Source organism: Myxococcales bacterium, assembly GCA_012517325.1.
Classification (GTDB): domain Bacteria; phylum Lernaellota; class Lernaellaia; order Lernaellales; family Lernaellaceae; genus JAAYVF01.
In genome coordinates, this window is record JAAYVF010000083.1 from 66757 (window position 1) to 85157 (window position 18401).

At 58.8% G+C, this 18401-nt stretch carries 10 protein-coding genes and 1 pseudogene; 4 read left to right on the forward strand and 7 right to left on the reverse strand.

What is annotated here, in order from left to right; translation table 11 throughout:
• Positions 1–52: 52 nt before the first annotated feature.
• The 5 genes and pseudogenes from GX444_14320 to GX444_14340 all read right to left on the reverse strand — a co-directional run bounded on the left by GX444_14320 (position 53) and on the right by GX444_14340 (position 11621).
• Entirely contained in the window at positions 53–2434 is a 2382-nt protein-coding gene (locus GX444_14320) for a hypothetical protein (GenBank protein ID NLH49755.1), read from the reverse strand.
• A gap of 66 nt (positions 2435–2500) precedes the next feature.
• Positions 2501–4792 (reverse strand): hypothetical protein, encoded by a 2292-nt coding sequence (locus GX444_14325; GenBank protein ID NLH49756.1) that lies wholly within the window; start codon positions 4790–4792, stop codon positions 2501–2503.
• A 2090-nt stretch (positions 4793–6882) separates the two neighbouring features.
• Positions 6883–7080: pseudogene (locus tag GX444_14330) on the reverse strand (ATPase).
• Positions 7081–7229: 149 nt separating this feature from the next.
• Entirely contained in the window at positions 7230–9623 is a 2394-nt protein-coding gene (locus GX444_14335; protein NLH49757.1) for a hypothetical protein, read from the reverse strand.
• A 282-nt stretch (positions 9624–9905) separates the two neighbouring features.
• Entirely contained in the window at positions 9906–11621 is a 1716-nt protein-coding gene (locus GX444_14340; GenBank protein ID NLH49758.1) for a hypothetical protein, read from the reverse strand.
• A gap of 387 nt (positions 11622–12008) precedes the next feature.
• Here GX444_14340 and GX444_14345 point away from each other — a divergent pair, with 387 nt between their 5' ends.
• Positions 12009–13163: a DUF362 domain-containing protein gene (locus GX444_14345; GenBank protein NLH49759.1), complete on the forward strand. Its 1155-nt coding sequence runs from the start codon at positions 12009–12011 to the stop codon at positions 13161–13163.
• 15 nt (positions 13164–13178) lie between these two features.
• Here the strand turns inward: GX444_14345 and GX444_14350 are convergent, their stop codons facing one another.
• Positions 13179–14234, reverse strand: coding sequence for a hypothetical protein (locus tag GX444_14350; GenBank protein ID NLH49760.1), 1056 nt, complete (start codon positions 14232–14234; stop codon positions 13179–13181).
• 179 nt (positions 14235–14413) lie between these two features.
• Between GX444_14350 and GX444_14355 the strand changes: the two genes are divergently transcribed.
• From GX444_14355 to GX444_14365, 3 genes are read left to right on the forward strand one after another with little or no spacing between them, the layout of a single operon-like run.
• The gene (locus GX444_14355) at positions 14414–15067 is read left to right on the forward strand and encodes a TetR/AcrR family transcriptional regulator (GenBank protein NLH49761.1); all 654 of its coding nucleotides are present in this window, start codon (positions 14414–14416) and stop codon (positions 15065–15067) included.
• Between the two features lie 18 nt (positions 15068–15085).
• The gene (locus tag GX444_14360; protein NLH49762.1) at positions 15086–15937 is read left to right on the forward strand and encodes an SDR family oxidoreductase; all 852 of its coding nucleotides are present in this window, start codon (positions 15086–15088) and stop codon (positions 15935–15937) included.
• Positions 15938–15969: 32 nt separating this feature from the next.
• Complete coding sequence (locus tag GX444_14365; protein ID NLH49763.1) at positions 15970–16983, forward strand: hypothetical protein; 1014 nt, start codon at positions 15970–15972, stop codon at positions 16981–16983.
• 13 nt (positions 16984–16996) lie between these two features.
• On the opposite strand, the gene GX444_14370 is transcribed toward GX444_14365, so the two are convergent.
• The gene (locus GX444_14370; protein NLH49764.1) at positions 16997–18367 is read right to left on the reverse strand and encodes a hypothetical protein; all 1371 of its coding nucleotides are present in this window, start codon (positions 18365–18367) and stop codon (positions 16997–16999) included.
• Positions 18368–18401: the final 34 nt, after the last annotated feature.

The following is an 18401-nucleotide window of genomic DNA, read 5'->3' on the forward strand; positions in this document are numbered from 1 at the left end:
TTCATCACCGTTCGGTCCCCGCTGTCGCGGCTCTTTTCTTCACCGATTTTTCTTAATTCGTCTCCAATCGCGTGTACCACACGGCGCCGCCGGCCTCATAGAACAGGTGGGACACTCCGGTCGAATCCACCACCAGAACATGATCTCCCGAAGCCAACTGCGCATTGTTCACCAGCAGGGTCGAGGTCCAGCCCGTTTCATCCGCGACGAGATAATAAAACGGCCGGGTGGCGGGAGCGTGGTCGAAATAGGTGATGCGCGGCCGATCGTTCGGATCCAGGGCCAGCGAGGAATATCTGATCGTCGGCCCGGCGGCGACGGTCTCCATTTCCCAAGCCGATTCGGTCTGGCGCAGGTATTGAAGCTGATCCGCCGTCTGGTCGTAATAAATGGCGTGGACCAGGCCTTGCGAATCGAGCAACATCTTCAAGCTGTCGGGATCGGGATCGGCGCCTTCGACCAGCGATTGGACCTGCCAGGTCGCGTCGTCCGTCGTCACCCGGTAATACAATCCCAGTAAGGGTTCCTCATCGCGCCAGAGAATATGCAGGGCGCCGGTCACCCGATCGCGGGCCATGGCCAGGGCGTCCCGGGCGGTCGAACTCAAATTCTCCGGGTTCCAGCGGCCCCAGAAGATTTCGTCGGGACGTTGGAATACCAGGAGTTGATCTTGATAGTTGAGCAACCGCGCGTCGCGGTCGCCCGCCGCCGCGACCGCGACGTGGCCGCAATTCTCGGCGGTGACATCCATCGTCGACCAGCCGTCATCGCCCCATTGCGCATATTTGATGCCGTAGAAGGCATGATAGGTCACGTCGTAATCGATGTGATGCTGGCGTGCAATGATCTGCGGCCGTTGATCATCGTCCAGGATCAGCCGCGCGAACTCGCCCGGAATGGTCTGCGACCAATAGCTCTTTCCGGGATTGTGGTAGTAATAGCCTTGAATCAACACCGCAAAATCCCAACCGTCGCCGGCCGGCGCGCCGTAGCGCAAATGCGACAGCATGCCGTTCTGCCAGGCGAGATAAGCCAGATGGATGTCGTCGTTATCGTCCACCACGGCATTCAGGTAATCGACCGCGCCGACGTCCGATTGCATCGCCGTCTCGGTGACGGCGGCCGGCGAACGATATTGGATGCTGTTGGCTTCGCCGCGACGGATGTAGGCCAGGTGAACGCTCCCGTCGGGACCGTTCGCCATGGATTGATAATAAGCGGTCGCGTATTCGTCCCACCCGTCTTCCAGCGTTGTGTACGTCCACCCCTTATCGCTCCATTCCGCCAGGCGCAGCGACGACCAGTAGGGCTCGCTGAAGGTGTTGGAATAATCGTAGAGCAGACTGGGGTTGCCGTTGCGGTCGACCGCCAGGGCGAGATTGTTGGTCTCGTATTCGTCCAAGGGATTATCCACCGTGCGAACCGTCCAGCCGCCGGATTGCCCGACCGCAAGATAGCGTCCGGGCCGGGCAAGGAACCCGACGTAACGGACGCCGTCCGCCCCCACGGCGACCACGGGGTAATCGCCCTCTCTTTCGGCATCGAATATCTCCCGATGCCAGGCGCCGGAGCGATTGTCCGCGATCCTGCCGAGGCCGTCGTAGTAATAGACCAGGTGCACCGCGCCTTGCGGATCGACCGCGATGCTGATTTTGCTGTATTCGGCCACGGCCGGGGCGACGTTGTAGCCGTGCCAGGCGCCGCCCGCATCGGTCAAATAGCGCAGTTTGTACTGGGAATTGACGTTGGCCACGTGCGCGTTGCCCGCGCTGTCCACGGCGAAAGATGCCTTGACGCTGTCGTTGGTGACCACTTCCCTTTGCCACCCTTTTTCGTCCCGTTCCAGGTGATACAACCGCTGGGAACCGAGGTTTTCGCGATACAGCACATGCGGGTGCCCGGCCCCGTCGACCGCCATCGAGATGGGATAACCCGCCGGCCGCCGGACGAATTCGCGCGTCCAGGAACCGTCCGTTTCCCGGGTGGATAAAAAGACCGAATCGGCGAAGATGGACGCGACGTAGACGCGGCCGTCCGGACCGACGGCCAGGTGCTCGTCATTGAGAAAACCGCCGTCGATGATCTCGCCGCCGAACTCCGCTTCCGGCGAGGAGTCGTCATTGTCGTCGTCATCGCCGACCGTGTCGTTGTCATCATTGTCGTCGTTGTCATCATTGTCGTCGTTGTCGTCGTTATCGTCATTATCGTCGTTGTCGTCATCATCATCGTCGTCGTCGATGGTATCGTTGTCGTCGTTGTCGTTGTCGTCATCATCGCCCGAGCCGTCGTCATCGGCTACGTCATCATCGCCCGAATCGTCATCATCGGCCGCGTCATCGTCGTCGGCATCGTTCGGTTGGCTCTCACAGGCAAGGGCGAACAAACCGAAGACCAAAGCGGAAATCACGAGCAGCCAACGCCCCAATGAGATCATCGTTCACCTCGTCATTCGGCGAGCGGATTTTTCCTCTTTGGCGAACCGGCAATCCATTTCACGATGTCATCTTGCCGTTCTCGTCTCGCCGGGGATAGTCATATACCATTGCGCCTGCGCGCCCAGGAACGACAAATGACCTATGCCGAATGAATCGAACCGCAGGCGCGGAACCAGGAACTCCATTCCGGGGACCAGCAGATTCCTCGATTGCCAGGCACCGCCGGTTTTCCAGGCGTGGATCAGCGTGGGCTGCCAATAGACGAGGTGGGCGTTGCCGGCGGTATCGACCGTGATGGTCGCATCGTGAAAACCACTGTTCGGACAAACGGTTTCCATCTGCCAGGCGCCGCTTTCATCCGTGGCATAGCGGATGGCTTGATCGTAATAAAACAAGACATGGAGGTGACCGTCGGCATCGGCGGCCACACCGTAGAGAAAAGAATAGTCGGATAATTTTTGTTCCCACGACCACTCGCCGCCCGCCCGCGTGCCGATGAACAGCCCGTTGTCGGTGGTGGCGACAATGCGGATCTCGTCGTCGATCCGGACCATCCGATGCGTCGCGTATACATCCAGCAGGAACCCGGGATCCTCGATTTCCCAGTCGCCGCCGGCGTTGGTGGCGAAAATCAGCAGCGTCGACGATTTTGGATCGTTGATCGTGCATTCGTAGCTGGCATAAGCCTTGCCGGCATCGTCCACGGCCAGTTGAACCCGCTCGCACAGGCGAAAATCGACCGTTTCCTGCTCCCATTCGCCGGATTGGTCGGTCAAATACTCGATCGTATAGCTGTCGCCGCCTTCCATCAGTACATGGCGATGACCCGCCGCATCGACGGCGACCGCCACATCCTCGACCGGCAACGGCAAGGTTTCCGTCTCCCATCCGTCGGCGGTTTTTTTCGCAAGGCCGAAATCGCCGTCACTATTCCAAGCGATGACCGGCTCGTCCTGCGGATTCAGCGTCATGTCGGTGCCCCAACGAATCCACCCGCCGCCGGTGATCGGTTGGTCGTGGACCCATCCCTTGGCGGTTTGATCCATCCGCAGCAGATTCGAAGTCGTGTTGCCGTCGTAACAGGCGATGTGGGCCAATCCCGACTGATCCACCCCGATCCGGGTGTTGATCGAATCCGAAACGTGCGGATGGACTTCCTGGACGAGTTCCGAGATCCACGATCCCTGGCGGTTGGTATAGTAATAAAGCAGGTAGGCTGCGGAGCTATATTTCAGCGTGCTGACATGGATCGCGCCGTCGCCGTCCAGGGCCGAATTGGGCGTGATCCCGCCCGGCCCCAGATTCTCGCACGTAAAATGAAGCGCGCCGTCATCCTGGGCATGAACCAGCTCGTTCGTGTAATTGTAATAAAAGAAGTGCAAAATGCCCTGTTCGTCCTCCAGGCCCGTTCCGTAGTTGTTCATGGCCGGACAGGATGTCTGATCGCCCTTGACCCAAAAGCCGGAACGATTGTTGGCCAGGCGCAGCGTGCTGCTGTAATTGTAAGTGAGATAGGCGTTTCCGGCGGCGTCGACGATCATGGCCGGCCCGCCGTTGTCACCGGGCTCGTTGGTGTTTTCGATCATCCGGGTCACCCAGGACCCGGTGCGATTGGTCGCGTAATAGACCTCGTATTCGACGTAATCGGGGTATTTCATGTAGGCAACGTGCGCCGCGCCGTTCGCGTCGGTTTTCACGTCGATCAAATAGTCCCGCTCGTAATCAGTGTCGATGCGCCGGGTCGTCCATTGCCCGCTGGAATTGGTCAGGTACCAAAGGTCGTAGGTATAGTTGCCACCATACAGCGAATAGACAAAGTGAAACGCGCCGGTCGCGTCAATGGCCATGCCGATGTTGTACGTGAAAATCGTCGGGATGCCCGCCACTTCCGCGCCGTCCAGCAAGCGGTGTACGTAGAGCCGGCCGCCGCGAATCAGGCCGACGTACAAGGTGCCGTCGGGGGCTTTTTCGATATCGTAGCCGTTGCGGCCCGTTTCGCCGCCGTCCAGGATCGTCAGCTCCGGATAAATCGCCGGCGTGCTGTCGTTGTCGTCATTGTCGTCGTTGTCGTCATTGTCGTCGTTATCGTCATTGTCATCATCATTGTCGTCGTCGTTGTCGTCGTCGTTGTCGTTGTCGTCATTGTCGTCGTTATCGTCGTCGTCATCGCCACCCGAATCGTCATTGTCGTCGTCGCCGCTCGTATCGTCATCCGTGAAATCGTCGTCCGTCAGGTCGTCGTCGCCACCGCTGTTTCCGTCATCATCGGAATCGTCGTCGTTGTCGTTGCATCCCGGTGCCGCCGCAAAAAGGAAAACGAATGCCAACAGAAGCAACCGCCCGATTTTGGTCTTCATGTCGCCTCCTGGGGCCAGTAACGGCCCTACTTCGGCCAAGCCGGTTCCGCATGCCAGATCGCGCCGCCGCTCGTGTAAAACAAGTGCGTCACGCCGGCGCCGTCCACCGCCAACGTGTGCGGTGCCGAAACGAGCGACTCGCCTCGCAACAGCAGGCTCGAATGCCAACCGCCTGTATTTTCGACCAGATAGAAGAGCGATGCGGTATCGTCGTCGTAATAAGCGATTCGCGGCCGGTTGTCCGGGCCCAAAGCCAGCGAGGAAACCAGCAAGAGGGCGCCGGTCGCCACGGGTTCAACCTCCCACCCTTTCGCGGTCCGCTGCAAGTAGCGCAATTCACCCGCATCGACATCGAAATAAAGGGCATGAACCCCGCCGTCGCCGTCGAGCGCCATAGTCAGTGAGTTGCGATACGGCTCGACGTTCTCCACGATCGTTTCGACGGTCCACGTCGAGTCGTCGGACGAAACCCGGTAATACAAGCCGCTGACCGGTTCGCTGTCTTTCCAGATCATATGCAGCGTGCCGGTTTCCGGGTCGCGAGCCATCACCACGGAATATTGCGCGGAATCCGACAACTGGGTGCCGATCCATTGGTAGCCGTGGATCGTGTCCTCCCAGGCAAAGATTTCCAACGCCGGATAGTCGATCGCCGCCAACCGCACATCGTCCGCGTTCGTCGCCGCCACCGCCACTTGATCGCACAACCAGCAATCCACGTTTTCCGTGTTCCATTCGCCGTCTTCGCGCACCGCATAATCGAAGCTATAGGTGGTGGAAAGATAGGCATCCCAATAAAGGTACTCGTCTAAGGCGGCGATGCGCGGCACGCCGTCGTTGTCCAACAGCAACTTCGCATTGACCCCGCGGATATCCTGCGTCCACCAGCTCTTTCCCGGAAAGTGGTAATAGCTGCCGAGAATGACCGGCTCGAATTGCCAGCCGCCCGCCGTGGAATAGGCGTATCGCAACTGGGAGACGCTGCCGTGCCATCCGAGATACGCCAGATGAAAATCGCCGTTTGTGTCGATCACGGCGTTCAGATATTCCGCTCCATCCAAAAGTTGGCTCACTACCCATTCCGTCGCGGCGGCCGGGCTGCGGTATTTGACGCCGATTACTGCGTCGCGGTTCTGATACGCCAGGTGGATCCCGCCCTCGGCGTCGGCGACCATGTCCTTGTATTCGTTGTTGTCATAGGTCGCGTTGTCGGGTTCGATGATCTGAATGCTCCAGCCCGTTCCGTTTTTCACCGCCAGGCGTAGCGAGAAACGATAAGGGGGGGTCATGGTGTAATTGAAATCGTAGAGCAGATTCACCCGGCCCTGCCCGTCGAGCGCCACCGCCACCGAGGTGGTCGTGTAATCGACGAGAATCTGGTCCACCGGCACGGTCGTCCAGCCCTGGTCCGTTTCGAGGGCGACGTACCGGCCCATACTGCCGAGAAAACCGACATAGCGTTTGCCGTCCGGGCCGACGGTAATGGACTGCCGGTAGGCGAGATAAGCGGTGTAAGCCGTTTGTTGCCAGTAACCTTCGCGGTTGTCGGCGACGATTTGCTGCCCTTTTTGATCGTTGCGCGTATAGACGAGATGAACGGCGCCCTGCGCGTCGAGAGCGATATCGAGATACATGTTGACCGGATAATCGATGTCGGCTCCCTGCCAATTCCCGCCGGCATTGGTCAGATAGCGGAGCTTGTCTTCCAGGTTGTCATAGGCAATGTGGGCATGACCGGCGGCATCCGCGGCCAGCGCCGCCTGGTAGCAATCGTCGGCGACGATCGACCGTTCCCAACCCTTGGCGGTTTTGGTCAGATAGTAAAGGCGATTGGTCGAGTAGCCTTCTTTATAGATCAAGTGGGGATGTCCCGCGCCGTCGAGCGCGAAATCGAGCCAGGCCGCCGGACGAACGACGAATTCTTCCTGCCACGTTTCTTGCGAACCTTCCACGCGGGTATAGAAGAAAACAGCATTGGCACGCAGCGCCGCCACTCTCGGCAGACCATCGGAACCGACGGCGATCTTCACGCAGTCGCCGGGAGCGCCGCCTTCAACCATTTCGCCACGAAGGTTATCGACGAGCATCGTATCGTCGTCGTTATCGTCGTCGTCGTCCCCGGTCGTATCGTTGTCGTCATCATCATCATCGTCATCATCATCATCGTCATCGTCGTCATCGTCATCATCATCGTCGTCAGCTAGTGTATCGTTGTCGTCGTCGTTATCGTTATCGTCGTCGTCATCCGAAATTGTATCGTTGTCATCGTCGGCGACGGCGTCATCGTCGACCGGATCAGCGCCTGCGTCATCATCGTCGTTGTCGGAATCACAGGCCGACCAACCGGCGCAAAAAAACGCGAAGAAAACAACCAACAACCGAAATTGCATCACTCTCATGGTTGCCTCGTTTGGTTTGATCGCTTTATTCGATCCGATCACTCCAACTCCGCGTGCCATAGCACGCCGTCGCTCACATAGAACAAATGCGAGACACCGGCCGAATCCACCGCCAGCGCGTGCGGCGACGACACCAGCAGGCCGTTGCGCAACAGCAGGCGCGAGACCCAACCGTCCGCGGTCAGCACCAGGTAGCAAAGGGATTCCGTTTCGCCGTCGTAATAGGTCAGGCGCGGCTGGTCGTCCGGGTCCAGGGCAAGATAGGCGAACGGCAGATTGGCGCCCGTCACGACCGTTTCCACTTCCCAACCGGATTCGGTTTGTCGCTGATAGCGCAATTCACCCGTGGTGGCGTCGACGTAGATGAAGTGCAGCAGCCCAGCGGAATCGAGCGCCAGCCGCAAGGTTTCCGGGCGCGGCGAAACGTCTTCCGCCAAGCGCTCAACCTCCCAGCTTTTGTCCTCGTTCATCGTCCCGTAAACCAACGCGGTCGTGGTTTCATCGTCTTTCCACAGGGCATGCACCACACCGCGGTCGTGATCGCGGATCATGGCGAGCGCCGGGCCGGCGGCATCGCTGACGTATTCGCTGTACCAATCGATAAATTCCTCGTCCAATTGCCAGACGACAAGCTTGTTGTTCCCGTTGATATGCCCCACGAGCGGATTGTCGGCGTCAACCGAGGCTACCGCCACGCGGTCGCCGCCCCCCGAATAGACGATTTCATCCCAATCCCATTCGCCATCCCGCCTCACCGCATAATAAAGTCCGAAATATTCGGTCGAAAATCCGCCGTCGCTGTAGGTGTTGTGCTTGCGGCCGGCGACATGGGGGACGCCGTCGGCATCCAGCGCCAGCCGGGCATACTGGGCCGAAATCATGACCCACCAATATTTATTGCCCGCCTCCAACCCTTGCACGCAGGGGATCGCCACCTCGAATTGCCAGTCGTCGGCGCCGCCGAAACCGTAGCGCAGATAGCCGTTACTGCCGAAATTGGCCATGTAGACCAGATGAATGACGTCGTCCGCGTCGACGATCGCGTTCAGGTAATCCTCCGAATCGATCCGCGCCGTTTCCACGATTTCCGCCTCGCCGTCGAGCGGCCGATATTTCACCCCGGACGGATTGATGTAGGCCAGGTGAATCGCCCCGTCGCCGTCCGCGATGATCGACTTGTAGTAGCCGTTGCTTTCATCGTAGATCTCCGGCTCGATCGTTTGCAGCGACCAACCCGAATCGTTTTGAACGGCTAGCTTCAATGCGTAGCGGTAAGGGGAACAGTAGACATAGTTGTAATCGTACAGCAGATTTGCCCGTCCGCTGGCATCTACCGCCAGGGCGACGTTTTCGGTCGTGTAATCGATCGACAACTGTTCCACCAGGCTGGAAGTCCAGCCGCCGCCGGCTTCGCTCGCCACATACCGGCCGCTCCAGGTGACGAAGCCGACGAAACGGGAACCGTCTGCGCCGAGGGCCAGGACCGGACGCGATCCATCCAACGATGAATCGAAAACGCTCCGCGACCAGGAACCGGCGCGGTTGTCGGCGACGATCCCCTGCCCGCTCTGGTCGAAATAGGCCAAATGGACGTTGTCCTGCGCGTCGGCGGCGATGTCGACGTAACAATAGACGGGCGAGGCGACGCTGTACCCGCGCCATTCCCCCGAGGCATCGGTGAGATATCGCAATTTGTGTTCTTTGTTGATGTTCGCGATGTGCGATTTGCCAGTGGAATCGACCGCGAAGGCCGAGCAGAGGCTGTCGCCGGTGACGACGGTGGTCACCCAGCCTTTGGCGGTTTTCACCGTGTGACAGAGGCGATCGTCGTGCAGCCGATCGCGATAGATGAACTGCGGCCGTCCGGCGCCGTCGACACCGAAATCGAAATCGCGCGCCGGGCGATAGACGTGTTCATTCTTCCAAACGCCTTTTGCGTCTTGCGAATAAAGGAAAATCGAATAGCCCCGCAGGAAAGCGACATACTTCGTTCCATCCGGAGCGATCGCGAGTTTGACCTGGGTGCCGGTCCCGCCGCCGTCGATCGCTTCGCCCGAAATGGAATCGATCGGCGAGGCGTCGTTGTCGTCGTTGTCGTCATCGTCCCCGAGCGTGTCGTTGTCGTCATTGTCATCGTTGTCATCGTTGTCGTCGTTGTCGTCATTGTCATCGTTATCATCATCATCATCGTCGTCGGCTAGCGTGTCGTCGTCGTTGTCGTCATTGTCGTCATTGTCATCGTCGTTATTGTCATCATCGTCGTCATCGAAAACCGTGTCGTTGTCGTCGTCGTCCGCCAGATCATCGTCGCCCAGATCGTCATCGGCGGCAGCGGCGTTGGAATCGTCATCGTCATTGGAATCGCATGCGGACCAACCGGCGCAAACAAGAGCGGCAAGCAAAACGATCATTCCGACAGTAATTGACTTCATGCCGATTCACCTCGGAGATCATGGAATGTACTTTTGGCGTTCGATACCCAAGTTGCATCAAATATTTATGCAAATAACATGCCGCCCCACAAATGCGGTCGGCAAATATATTTTATTTATATTTTATATAGTTAGAATATTACGGAAAACGCTTCGTGATGATTTCTCAGCGAAATATCCCTTGGACTGCTAAATTTTCAGCGCTTCATCGAACCGATGAAAATGGATGAAGAATTGTCACCCGCGATACCGGCGGATGGAGCGGTCGACCCCCGCCCTCGCCTATTTCTCGCCCGGCCAAGACAGTTTGAAGCCTTCGCCGGTGACGATGTCGCGTTCGACGACCGGCACCCGGCCATCGGGCGGCAGCACGACTTTCATCTTGCAGACGTCGAGAATATCGCGCTGGATGTCGATGCCCGGCATCACCTGGATGAGCATCATGCCTTCTTCAGTCAATTGGAAGGCGCCGACGTTCGTCACGTAGTAGACCTTTTTCCCCTTGGCCAGGGCATTGCGGCCGTGGAAGGTGATTTCCGTGATGGTATCCATGAATTTGCATATTCCCGGCTTGGTGATCTTCACCTGACCGTCGATCACCTCGATTTTCGCGTGCGCCATCCACGAGCCGATGAACAGGATGTTGCGCGCCGCGGCGGCCAGATCCGGCAAACCGCCGGGGCCGACGTAATCCAGGACGCGGGGGCCGCGCTTTGACACGTTGACGTTGCCGTTCGAGTCGACCTCCAGGATACCCAGCATGGTCAGGTCGAGCTTCTCGAAGGCCATGTGAAAAACCTGCGCCGACGAAACGATCTGTTTCGGGGCGATCGCCGCGCCGAAAAAGATGCCCGGCGTCGGCAAGCCGCCGACCACGCCCGTCTCGGTGAACAGCGTAATGTCCTTGAACAGGCCGCCCTCGAACAGCATCCGGCTGACTTCCTCGGGCAACCCCACGCCCATGTTGACGAAAGCGCCCTTCTTGACGATGCGCGTGAACAGCTTGGCCCCCAGGCGACCCGTCGCCAATTCGATCGGCGTGCGCACGGGCGTGATCTTCAACACGTGGTTGGCGAACCGCAGGCGCTCGACCGATTCCTGCACGTCGATCTCGTCGCGGTGTTCGACGGTGAACATCGGCCAATACTTGCGCTGCTGCACCGAGCCGGTCTGTTCGCTGCGCGGATTGTAGATGATGTGATCGACCTGGTCGGCCCGCAGGAAAATCTTCTTTTCGTCTTTCGGGATGATCCCGCCGACGCTGGCGATCACCAGGCCGCCGTTTTTCCGCGCGGCCAGGCTGCTTTCGTAAGCGTCGGTGTAGGTCGCCACATGCTTGACGTACAGGTTGCCTTCGAGATCGCAATAGGGCGCGACAAACAGGGAATAGTCGATCGGCGGCAGGTGGAAACGCAATTTGTCGCCGGCCGGCTCGACGAAGTTTTCGCGCATCGCCTTGCCGCCGACGTAGGTTCCCGGGCCGACGCGCGGATCGACGCGCGTACCGAGGGCCGTTTCGATCTCGAGATATTTTTCGCCGTTCATCTGGGTTTCCAGCAGAAACGCCTGCACCCCTTGCGGCATGGTATGAACTTCGATGCGGCCTTCGTCGCCGGCCTTGAGCAGCGATTTGACGGTCTCGAGGTGGCCGCAGATGATGCGGTCGATCAAACCCGGCGCCGAGAGTTCCTCCAGCGTGCCCGGTACGCGCCCGCGGCTGCCCTGGGCGCCGATGGTAATCCAGGTAAGATTTTTCGGGTGGCCGGTTTCCTTGTAGACGTCTTTGATGGCCCAGAAAAAGATCGAGCACCGGCTGTTGGCCGCCATGCCGGAAGAGAAGACCGTGGCGCCGTCGCCAATTTTTTTCGCGGCCTCGCGAGCGGAAATGAACTTCGGATTGGCCAGGTGCCGCGGCCGGTAATCGATGTCGCGCTTGTCCCAGGTGGCCCGCCAACGGGCGATGTGTAACAGTAGTTCCGCTTTGGTCAGGATGTTCATGGTGCAAACCTCTTGCTGCCGAATGTCGCTTCGCTTTTCTTGACATGCCACTTTTAAAGAGCGCCGCAAATTTTGGCCTATCTAACTGGATTTTCCAGTTTTGCGCAATCCCGTCCGGGTCGTTTTAGAGAGAAACATTTCCCGGCCGCGAAAAGGATTTGCCGCCGGCAAGGCGATCCATTCGCAATGTTCAAGCCCATCTTTCGCCGGCGGAACATTGATTTACCGGGTAACTGACGTAATATGGAAGCCAGGCGAACAAGACCCGATTTTCCGGTCTTTCGACGGCGATCGTGACTCTGACCGGTCGGTCTCGGCCGATCTCGTCGTATCCGGTCTTTATCGGCGCAAACCCGATCCTGGGCGACGGGGGCAGAAAGAGGATTCGTGGATTCGACCGCGAAAAAATCATACCTATCCCGCAGAAAATTCATCATTCTGCTGTTCGTCGGATTGGGTTCCCTGCTGGCTGCCATCGCCGCCATTCCCAAACGCTTTTTCATGTGGTTCATCGTCGGCCGGCGAATGCCGAGCGAGCGGGAGGTGTTGGCCAAAATCGTCGCCGAACTGCCGCCCGAGCGAAGATTTCCCTGCGGCGACGAAAAAGCGAAAGTGGTCGTCGCCCGCCATTCGTACCTGTATTGGGAGCAGGAAAGCGCGACCGTGCCCGGCGGTTGGATGGGCCGGCCGGATTTGACGAATGTCCGTTGCATGTTGGATTCCGCGCTGGTCAATCTGACCGGAACGCGTGCGGTCCCGGACGCCTACCGAACTTTATTTTCACCGGACGATCGCGTCGCGATCAAAGTGTTGTGGACCGTCCACCTGCCGATCCTCGATCCGATCCTGCGCGGTCTGCTGAGCATCGGCATCCCACCCGAGAACATCTGTATGATGGATTTCCGCCAATTGGCGCATCCGTGGTACGAAAAACCCCCGCAAGAAGTACGGCTCCTGGCGCGCGAGCCCGGCGAGGTCTATTTCAATACCTACTGTCGGCAATACGGCGTGAAAACGGCGGGCGGCGATTATTCCCACCGGTGGGAGAGCGTCGGCAGCCTACAAACCCAACTGGAACAAAAGCTTTACGATTGCACCGCGCTGATCAACGTCGCCACGCTGAAAACGCATTACCTGGCGGAAACGACCCTCTGCCTGAAAAACCTTCAAGGCTCGCATTTGAAGCCTTATCTGCTGCACGCCTCGCTCGACGTCAGCCTGGCCTTGCTGAACAACCTGGCGCCGATCCGCGAAAAAACGCGGCTGGCCGTGCTCGACGCCACCGCGCCGCTGTACGATCAGGGCCCGCAAACGAACAACAGCATCTCGTCCTGGAAATACAACGGGGTGATCGTCGGCCGCGATCCCGTGGCGGTGGATACGGTCGGCGTTTCGATCATCGCCGACAAAAGACGGGAAATGGGGTTGGATCATACGCTGCCGCGCTCGCACGATTTGTTGACGAATGCCGAAAAACTTCGGTTGGGCCGGCACGATCCGGCTTGGATCGAACGAATCGATATCGATTGCGGTCAGGCGTGACCGGCGGCCGCCTCGTCAATGGCCGGGCGGCAACGGCAGCAGGAACTCCTTGATTTTAATCAAAAACACCCAAGTCGCCGGGATACGCTGTAAAAAAGTCACTCCGATCACCACCAAAACAAGCGTTCCTAGATAGCGCGCCAGTCCGCCCGCCAGCGCGCGGACTTTTGTCCACCGCGTCGCCGCGAACGCCGAGCGTAAGATGAAAAACAACTGCGTGAGCAGCACGGTTGCGCCGACAAACCTGGCAAATTCGCAGTGCCATCCCTGAATATCGGCATTGGAAAAATGGGAGCCGAACCGGTTGTAGCCGAATAAAAAGAGGAAGAGCACGGCAAACGGCGCGAGCGTAGCCGCAGCGGCCCAGGCGCCCAACCACTCCCCGGCGGAGCGAAAGCGCTTTCGCCTGCGCACGTAAAGCACGGCGAACAGGAGAACGATCAGGCAGGCCGAACCCAGCGTGAGCAGATACATCAGGATGACCGGCATCAACTGGGTGACAAACATGAAAAACAGGAAAATCGCCAGTCCGGCAATGAAATCGACGATCAGATCCAACAGCCCGACTCGTCGGGAATCGCCGTCTTTCAGTAAATGATGGACCCGCGCAACCAGATAAAAAAGCAGGACCACGACAACGGCAACGCCCAGGAAAAAGTGGGCCAGTAACAACGCCGAAGCCTGCGCATTGCTCATTTCACTATCGGGCGCCATCATGTTCATGCCGGTAAAACATAAAAATGCGAAGGAAAAAAAGAACAACGTATTTCCGGTGATCGTCGCATGAAAATCGAAACGGCCGGCTTCCTCGGGGGTGGAAATTTTTCGCCGTAGCGCCGGGTTGTTATGGACGATGTTGGGCGCCGCCAGCCACAGAAAAAAATAAAGGTCGGCGAAAAAAACCGCCGCCAAGGCCAGCCGGATTGGCATTCTCAAGGCAAGAACAAAGAGTAGAACGATCAATAAATTGACCAAAAGAAGGTCTTTGATCCTCTTTCGCGGCAACAAAACACCCCTTCGGTTTGGCGAGCCGGCAGGATTCGATAATGAACCATTTCCTTTCGATGTCAAACCTTTTTCTCCTGCCGAAACCATTCGAAAACGGCAGCCGATAAATTAAGAAACGAAAATATCCTGTAAAAACAAGATTATTTCAGAGAGATTGATTTCCCAAAATACGGATTGACTAGTCCGTCCGAATTGTTTATTTTATTCCCATCACCGGAAAAGCGCTGCAGGAGAACAACAATATGGAAAGAAAAAGGCGCGAGGACAAGCGAAAAATCAAAACACGCCAGGTTTTGATGCAATCCGCCGCCGCAGTACTGGCGAGGCAAGGATATCATCAGACCTTGATCTCCGACATCGTCAGTGAAGCGCAAATGGGGCAAGGCACTTTTTACCGCTACTTCAAGGACAAGCGCGACCTTTTCTCCCAGCTCACCGAGGAATTCATCGAACGGCTGGCGGCGCAATTTTCGCCCATGACGGACAATCTGCCGCAAAACGTTTACGAGTATCACGACATGTCGCTCAACGCGATTCGCCGGGTCATGGCGATCGTGCTGGATAACTACGAGCTGGTCCGGCTGATCGTTCGCGAAGGGCCGACCATCGATCCCGAGTTCGCCCGCGTGATCGACGAGTTCTTCAACCGCTTCGCCCAACTGGCGCAGTCGTTTCTGGAATATGCCATCGTCCAGGGATTTGCCCGCCCCTGCCGCGCCGAGGTGGTCGCCCAGGCGATCATCGGCATCGCCCTGCGACTGACCGACAGCGGCATGCAAGGGCGGTTGCAGGATTTATCGAAAATGACGATCGCCGAGGAAGCGGTGGAATTCGCCTTCCGCGGCCTCGGGCTTTACGACCAGCCCGCTTCCGAACCGCCGCGTCAAGCGGATTGAACCGAAAGGGAGATCGCGATGAACAAGCTCAAGGGAAAATCGGTATTGATCACGGGGGCCGCCAACGGCATCGGGCTGCGCCTGGCGGAAAATTTCGCGAAAGCGGGCAGCCGACTGATTCTCACCGACATCAACGAATCGGCCCTGGCGGAAGCCAAACGCAAGATGGAGGGTTTCGGCGCCGCCGTCGAAACCTTCGTGGTCAACGTCGCGGACCAGGCCCAGGTGGAAGCAATGGCGGCGGCGGTGCTGGAACGGTTCGGCCACCTCGACATTCTCGTCAACAACGCCGGCGTCGGTTACATGGGCGAAATCGCCGAGACGCCGATCGCCAAATGGAAGTTGCTGGTCGACATCGATTTGTTCGGCCCTCTGTACCACATTTACGCCTTCCTGCCCTCGATGATCGCGCGCCGCGAAGGGCAGATCGTCAACATTTCATCCGGCCAGATGTTCTTTCAGATGCCCACCTGGGGGCCTTACGCCGCGGTCAAGGCGGCGCTGGGCGTCGGTTCCGAAATCCTGCATTGGGAACTGCGCAAACACAACATCAAGGTCACGACCGTTTATCCGTACCTGGTCAATACCGGCTTCTACGACGAGGCGAAGACCGTCGCCGAAACCTTCGGTGAAAAAATCTCCATGAAGCTCCTGCCCTACTATTCCGATACGCCGGAAAAAGTGGGCAAGGTCATTTTCAACGCGATCAAAAAGGGTTCTCGCGTCGAAATGGTCAATGTGGTTAACTACATGGGCAAGATGGCGCGGGCCATCGGTCCCGTGGGCGATTCGATGAGTTTCTTCACCGAACTGTTCCTCGGCAAACACGCCGCCGGAGGAAAGACGGACCGGACCGCGACCGAGAAGTGAACCGCCAGTCAAGCAGCGAACGGAGCCCGGCCATGACGAGGTTGGAAACGGATTTCGCCAACCGCCTGCGGTGGGATCGCCGGCGGCGCGGTTTTTACGAAGTGTACTATTTGAAATGGAACGACCGCGAAAGCCAGACCGCCGGGTGGATCCGCTACACGCTCACCTCGCCGAAGCCGGGAATCGGCGATCCCTTTTGCGAACTTTGGGCGATCTTCTTCGATGCCCGCGAGCCGCGCCATCACGTCGCGGTGAAAAACCGCTTCCCGATCGCCTTTCTGCAAAACACCGCCGAACCCTTTCTGCTGCGCCTCGACGACGCCGAACTATCCAGCCGGCACTGCCGCGGGCGCATCAACGACTCGCCGGAAGGCGCGGCCTTCGCCTGGGATCTCACTTTCGCCTCGCCCGATCCGCCGGTGCCGCTGTTGCCGCATCGGGCGCTCTACGACCTCACCGCCTTTCCGAAAACCAAGGTGCTGGTCGCCCACGAAAACGCCCGGCTCAACGGCCGGGTGCAGGTCGGCTCGCGGCTGATCGAACTGCGCGACGCGCCGGGCCAACAAACGCATTTGTGGGGCGTCAAACACGCGCAGCGCTGGGCCTGGGGCCATTGCAACGCGTTTACCGAGGAACCCGACGCCGTCTGGGAAGGGCTCGACGCCCAGATCCGCCTCGGACCCTTCGATCCGCACTTCACCTTGTTTTACCTCAAGGCGTTCGGCCGCGAGCATTGGTTCAATTCGTTCGCGCACCTGGTGCGCAACCGCAGCGCCTGGGGGCCGGAGAGTTGGGAGTTCAGCGCCGAGAACCAGGAAGTCAGCCTCTCGGGCGTGATCGTCAACCGGCCGGCGGATATCGTCACCGTCACTTACATGGACCCCGACGGCGCCTTGCTCTACTGCCACAACAGCAAGATCGCCGATCTAAGATTAACGGTGACGCCGCGGCGCGGCGGCGAAACCAAGACCCTCACCGCGACACGCCTGTGCGCCGCCGAGTTCGTCGACCGCGTCATCCATCCGGGAAGAAAGGTGTATTTGTAGGCGCGCGAGCCGCTTACTTTCCGGGCAAGGATACCGGTTTGGATAAGTAACCGCGCCAGGAAGCGGGCATTAGCGCCCAAAGCAATTTTCCGTAACCCAGGTAAAAAAACGGATAGAATGGCGTCATCGTCAGCGCGAAGCGGGCGTTGATCGGGATGTCGCTCACCGCGCAGATCAGCACATTGAAACCGATCGTCAGCCAGGCGAAGGCCAGGATCAGCCGCGCGGACGATGGCGACCGCGGCCCCAACAAAAGCGGAATCAGCAGCACCCCGGCCAGGCAAAACAACCACGGATGCCAGCGATCGATCGCCTCCTGCGCCGCCTTCGCCAGGCGAAGATAAAACGGAGAATGCCGCCCGGCGCCGATGACGGTCCGGCTTTCCCAATAGCCGGTCCGCGCGCCGAGCAGGCGGGTCATTCCGAGGCCGACCTGACGAAGGAAGGCCGGCAAACCGCCGTTTTTCAGTCCGGCTGCAACCATTGCGCGATAGCGAAGGATTTGCTCGCGGACGGGATAGCGATCGTCGATCGCTTCGGTCAACACCCGGAGCCGGGCCTCCAAATCGGGGCCGGTCAATTTTTCGGCCTGCTCGGCGGTGAACCCGAAATCCCGCGGGTTCAGGTAAGCATACAATTCCTTGGCCACGTGTTCGCGCAAACCGAAGACCACGCTGTCGGCGGGCAGAAACAACCCCAATTGTCGGGAAGTGCGGACAAGCCAGGAGCCTTGTAACAAGACGGCGGCAAGCAGGAAAAGCAAAACGAACCGCCAGTTGACGCGAACGATCGCCAAACCCAAAGCCAGAAAAGGCGCCAGGAAGTAATACTGCGGACGAGTCAGAGCCAACAAACCGCAAAAGAATCCGCCGGTCAGCGCCGGCCAAAGGCTCGGCTGGCAGATGAAGGCGGCAACGCAGAATACAACGACCGCCAGGAAAAAAGTCGCCACGATTTCCGTGCCGGCGATCTGCGCATTGGCGAGCAATTGGAATTGACTGCCCAAAAGGGCCGCGATCAGCGCCGACACCGCCGGACTCAACCCGAGGATGCGGCGGCCGAAATGCCAGGCGCCGGCGACGAGCAGGACCAGCAGCAGCGTCTGCACAAACGCCACTCGTCGCGGATTCACCTGACCGTCGGCGGCCAGGAACGGCGCCAGAAAAAGCGGATAGACGGGCGTGCGAAAGGTCGCGCCTTGAAAGTCGCCGTGATTCCTCACGGCCCGCGCCATTGCGAGATAGCTTTCCGCGTCGGCGCTGTAGCCCGAATCGGTGATCCGCCAGATGTTGAAGGCGTTGGCGGCGAAGGCGAGCAAGAAAAGCATCGCCACCGCCAGACTCATCGTCGCGTGATGCTTGATTTTTCCGCCTCCGGCTGTCACCGGGCCGAATCTTGGCAGACGGCGGACGAATTGG

Coding starts and splice junctions, on each gene's coding strand:
- GX444_14320 (NLH49755.1), bottom strand. CDS start 2,434: ATGATCTCATTGGGGCGTTGGCTGCTCGTGATTTCCGCTTTGGTCTTC.
- GX444_14325 (NLH49756.1), bottom strand. CDS start 4,792: ATGAAGACCAAAATCGGGCGGTTGCTTCTGTTGGCATTCGTTTTCCTT.
- GX444_14335 (NLH49757.1), bottom strand. CDS start 9,623: ATGAAGTCAATTACTGTCGGAATGATCGTTTTGCTTGCCGCTCTTGTT.
- GX444_14340 (NLH49758.1), bottom strand. CDS start 11,621: ATGAACATCCTGACCAAAGCGGAACTACTGTTACACATCGCCCGTTGG.
- GX444_14355 (NLH49761.1), top strand. CDS start 14,414: ATGGAAAGAAAAAGGCGCGAGGACAAGCGAAAAATCAAAACACGCCAG.
- GX444_14360 (NLH49762.1), top strand. CDS start 15,086: ATGAACAAGCTCAAGGGAAAATCGGTATTGATCACGGGGGCCGCCAAC.
- GX444_14365 (NLH49763.1), top strand. CDS start 15,970: ATGACGAGGTTGGAAACGGATTTCGCCAACCGCCTGCGGTGGGATCGC.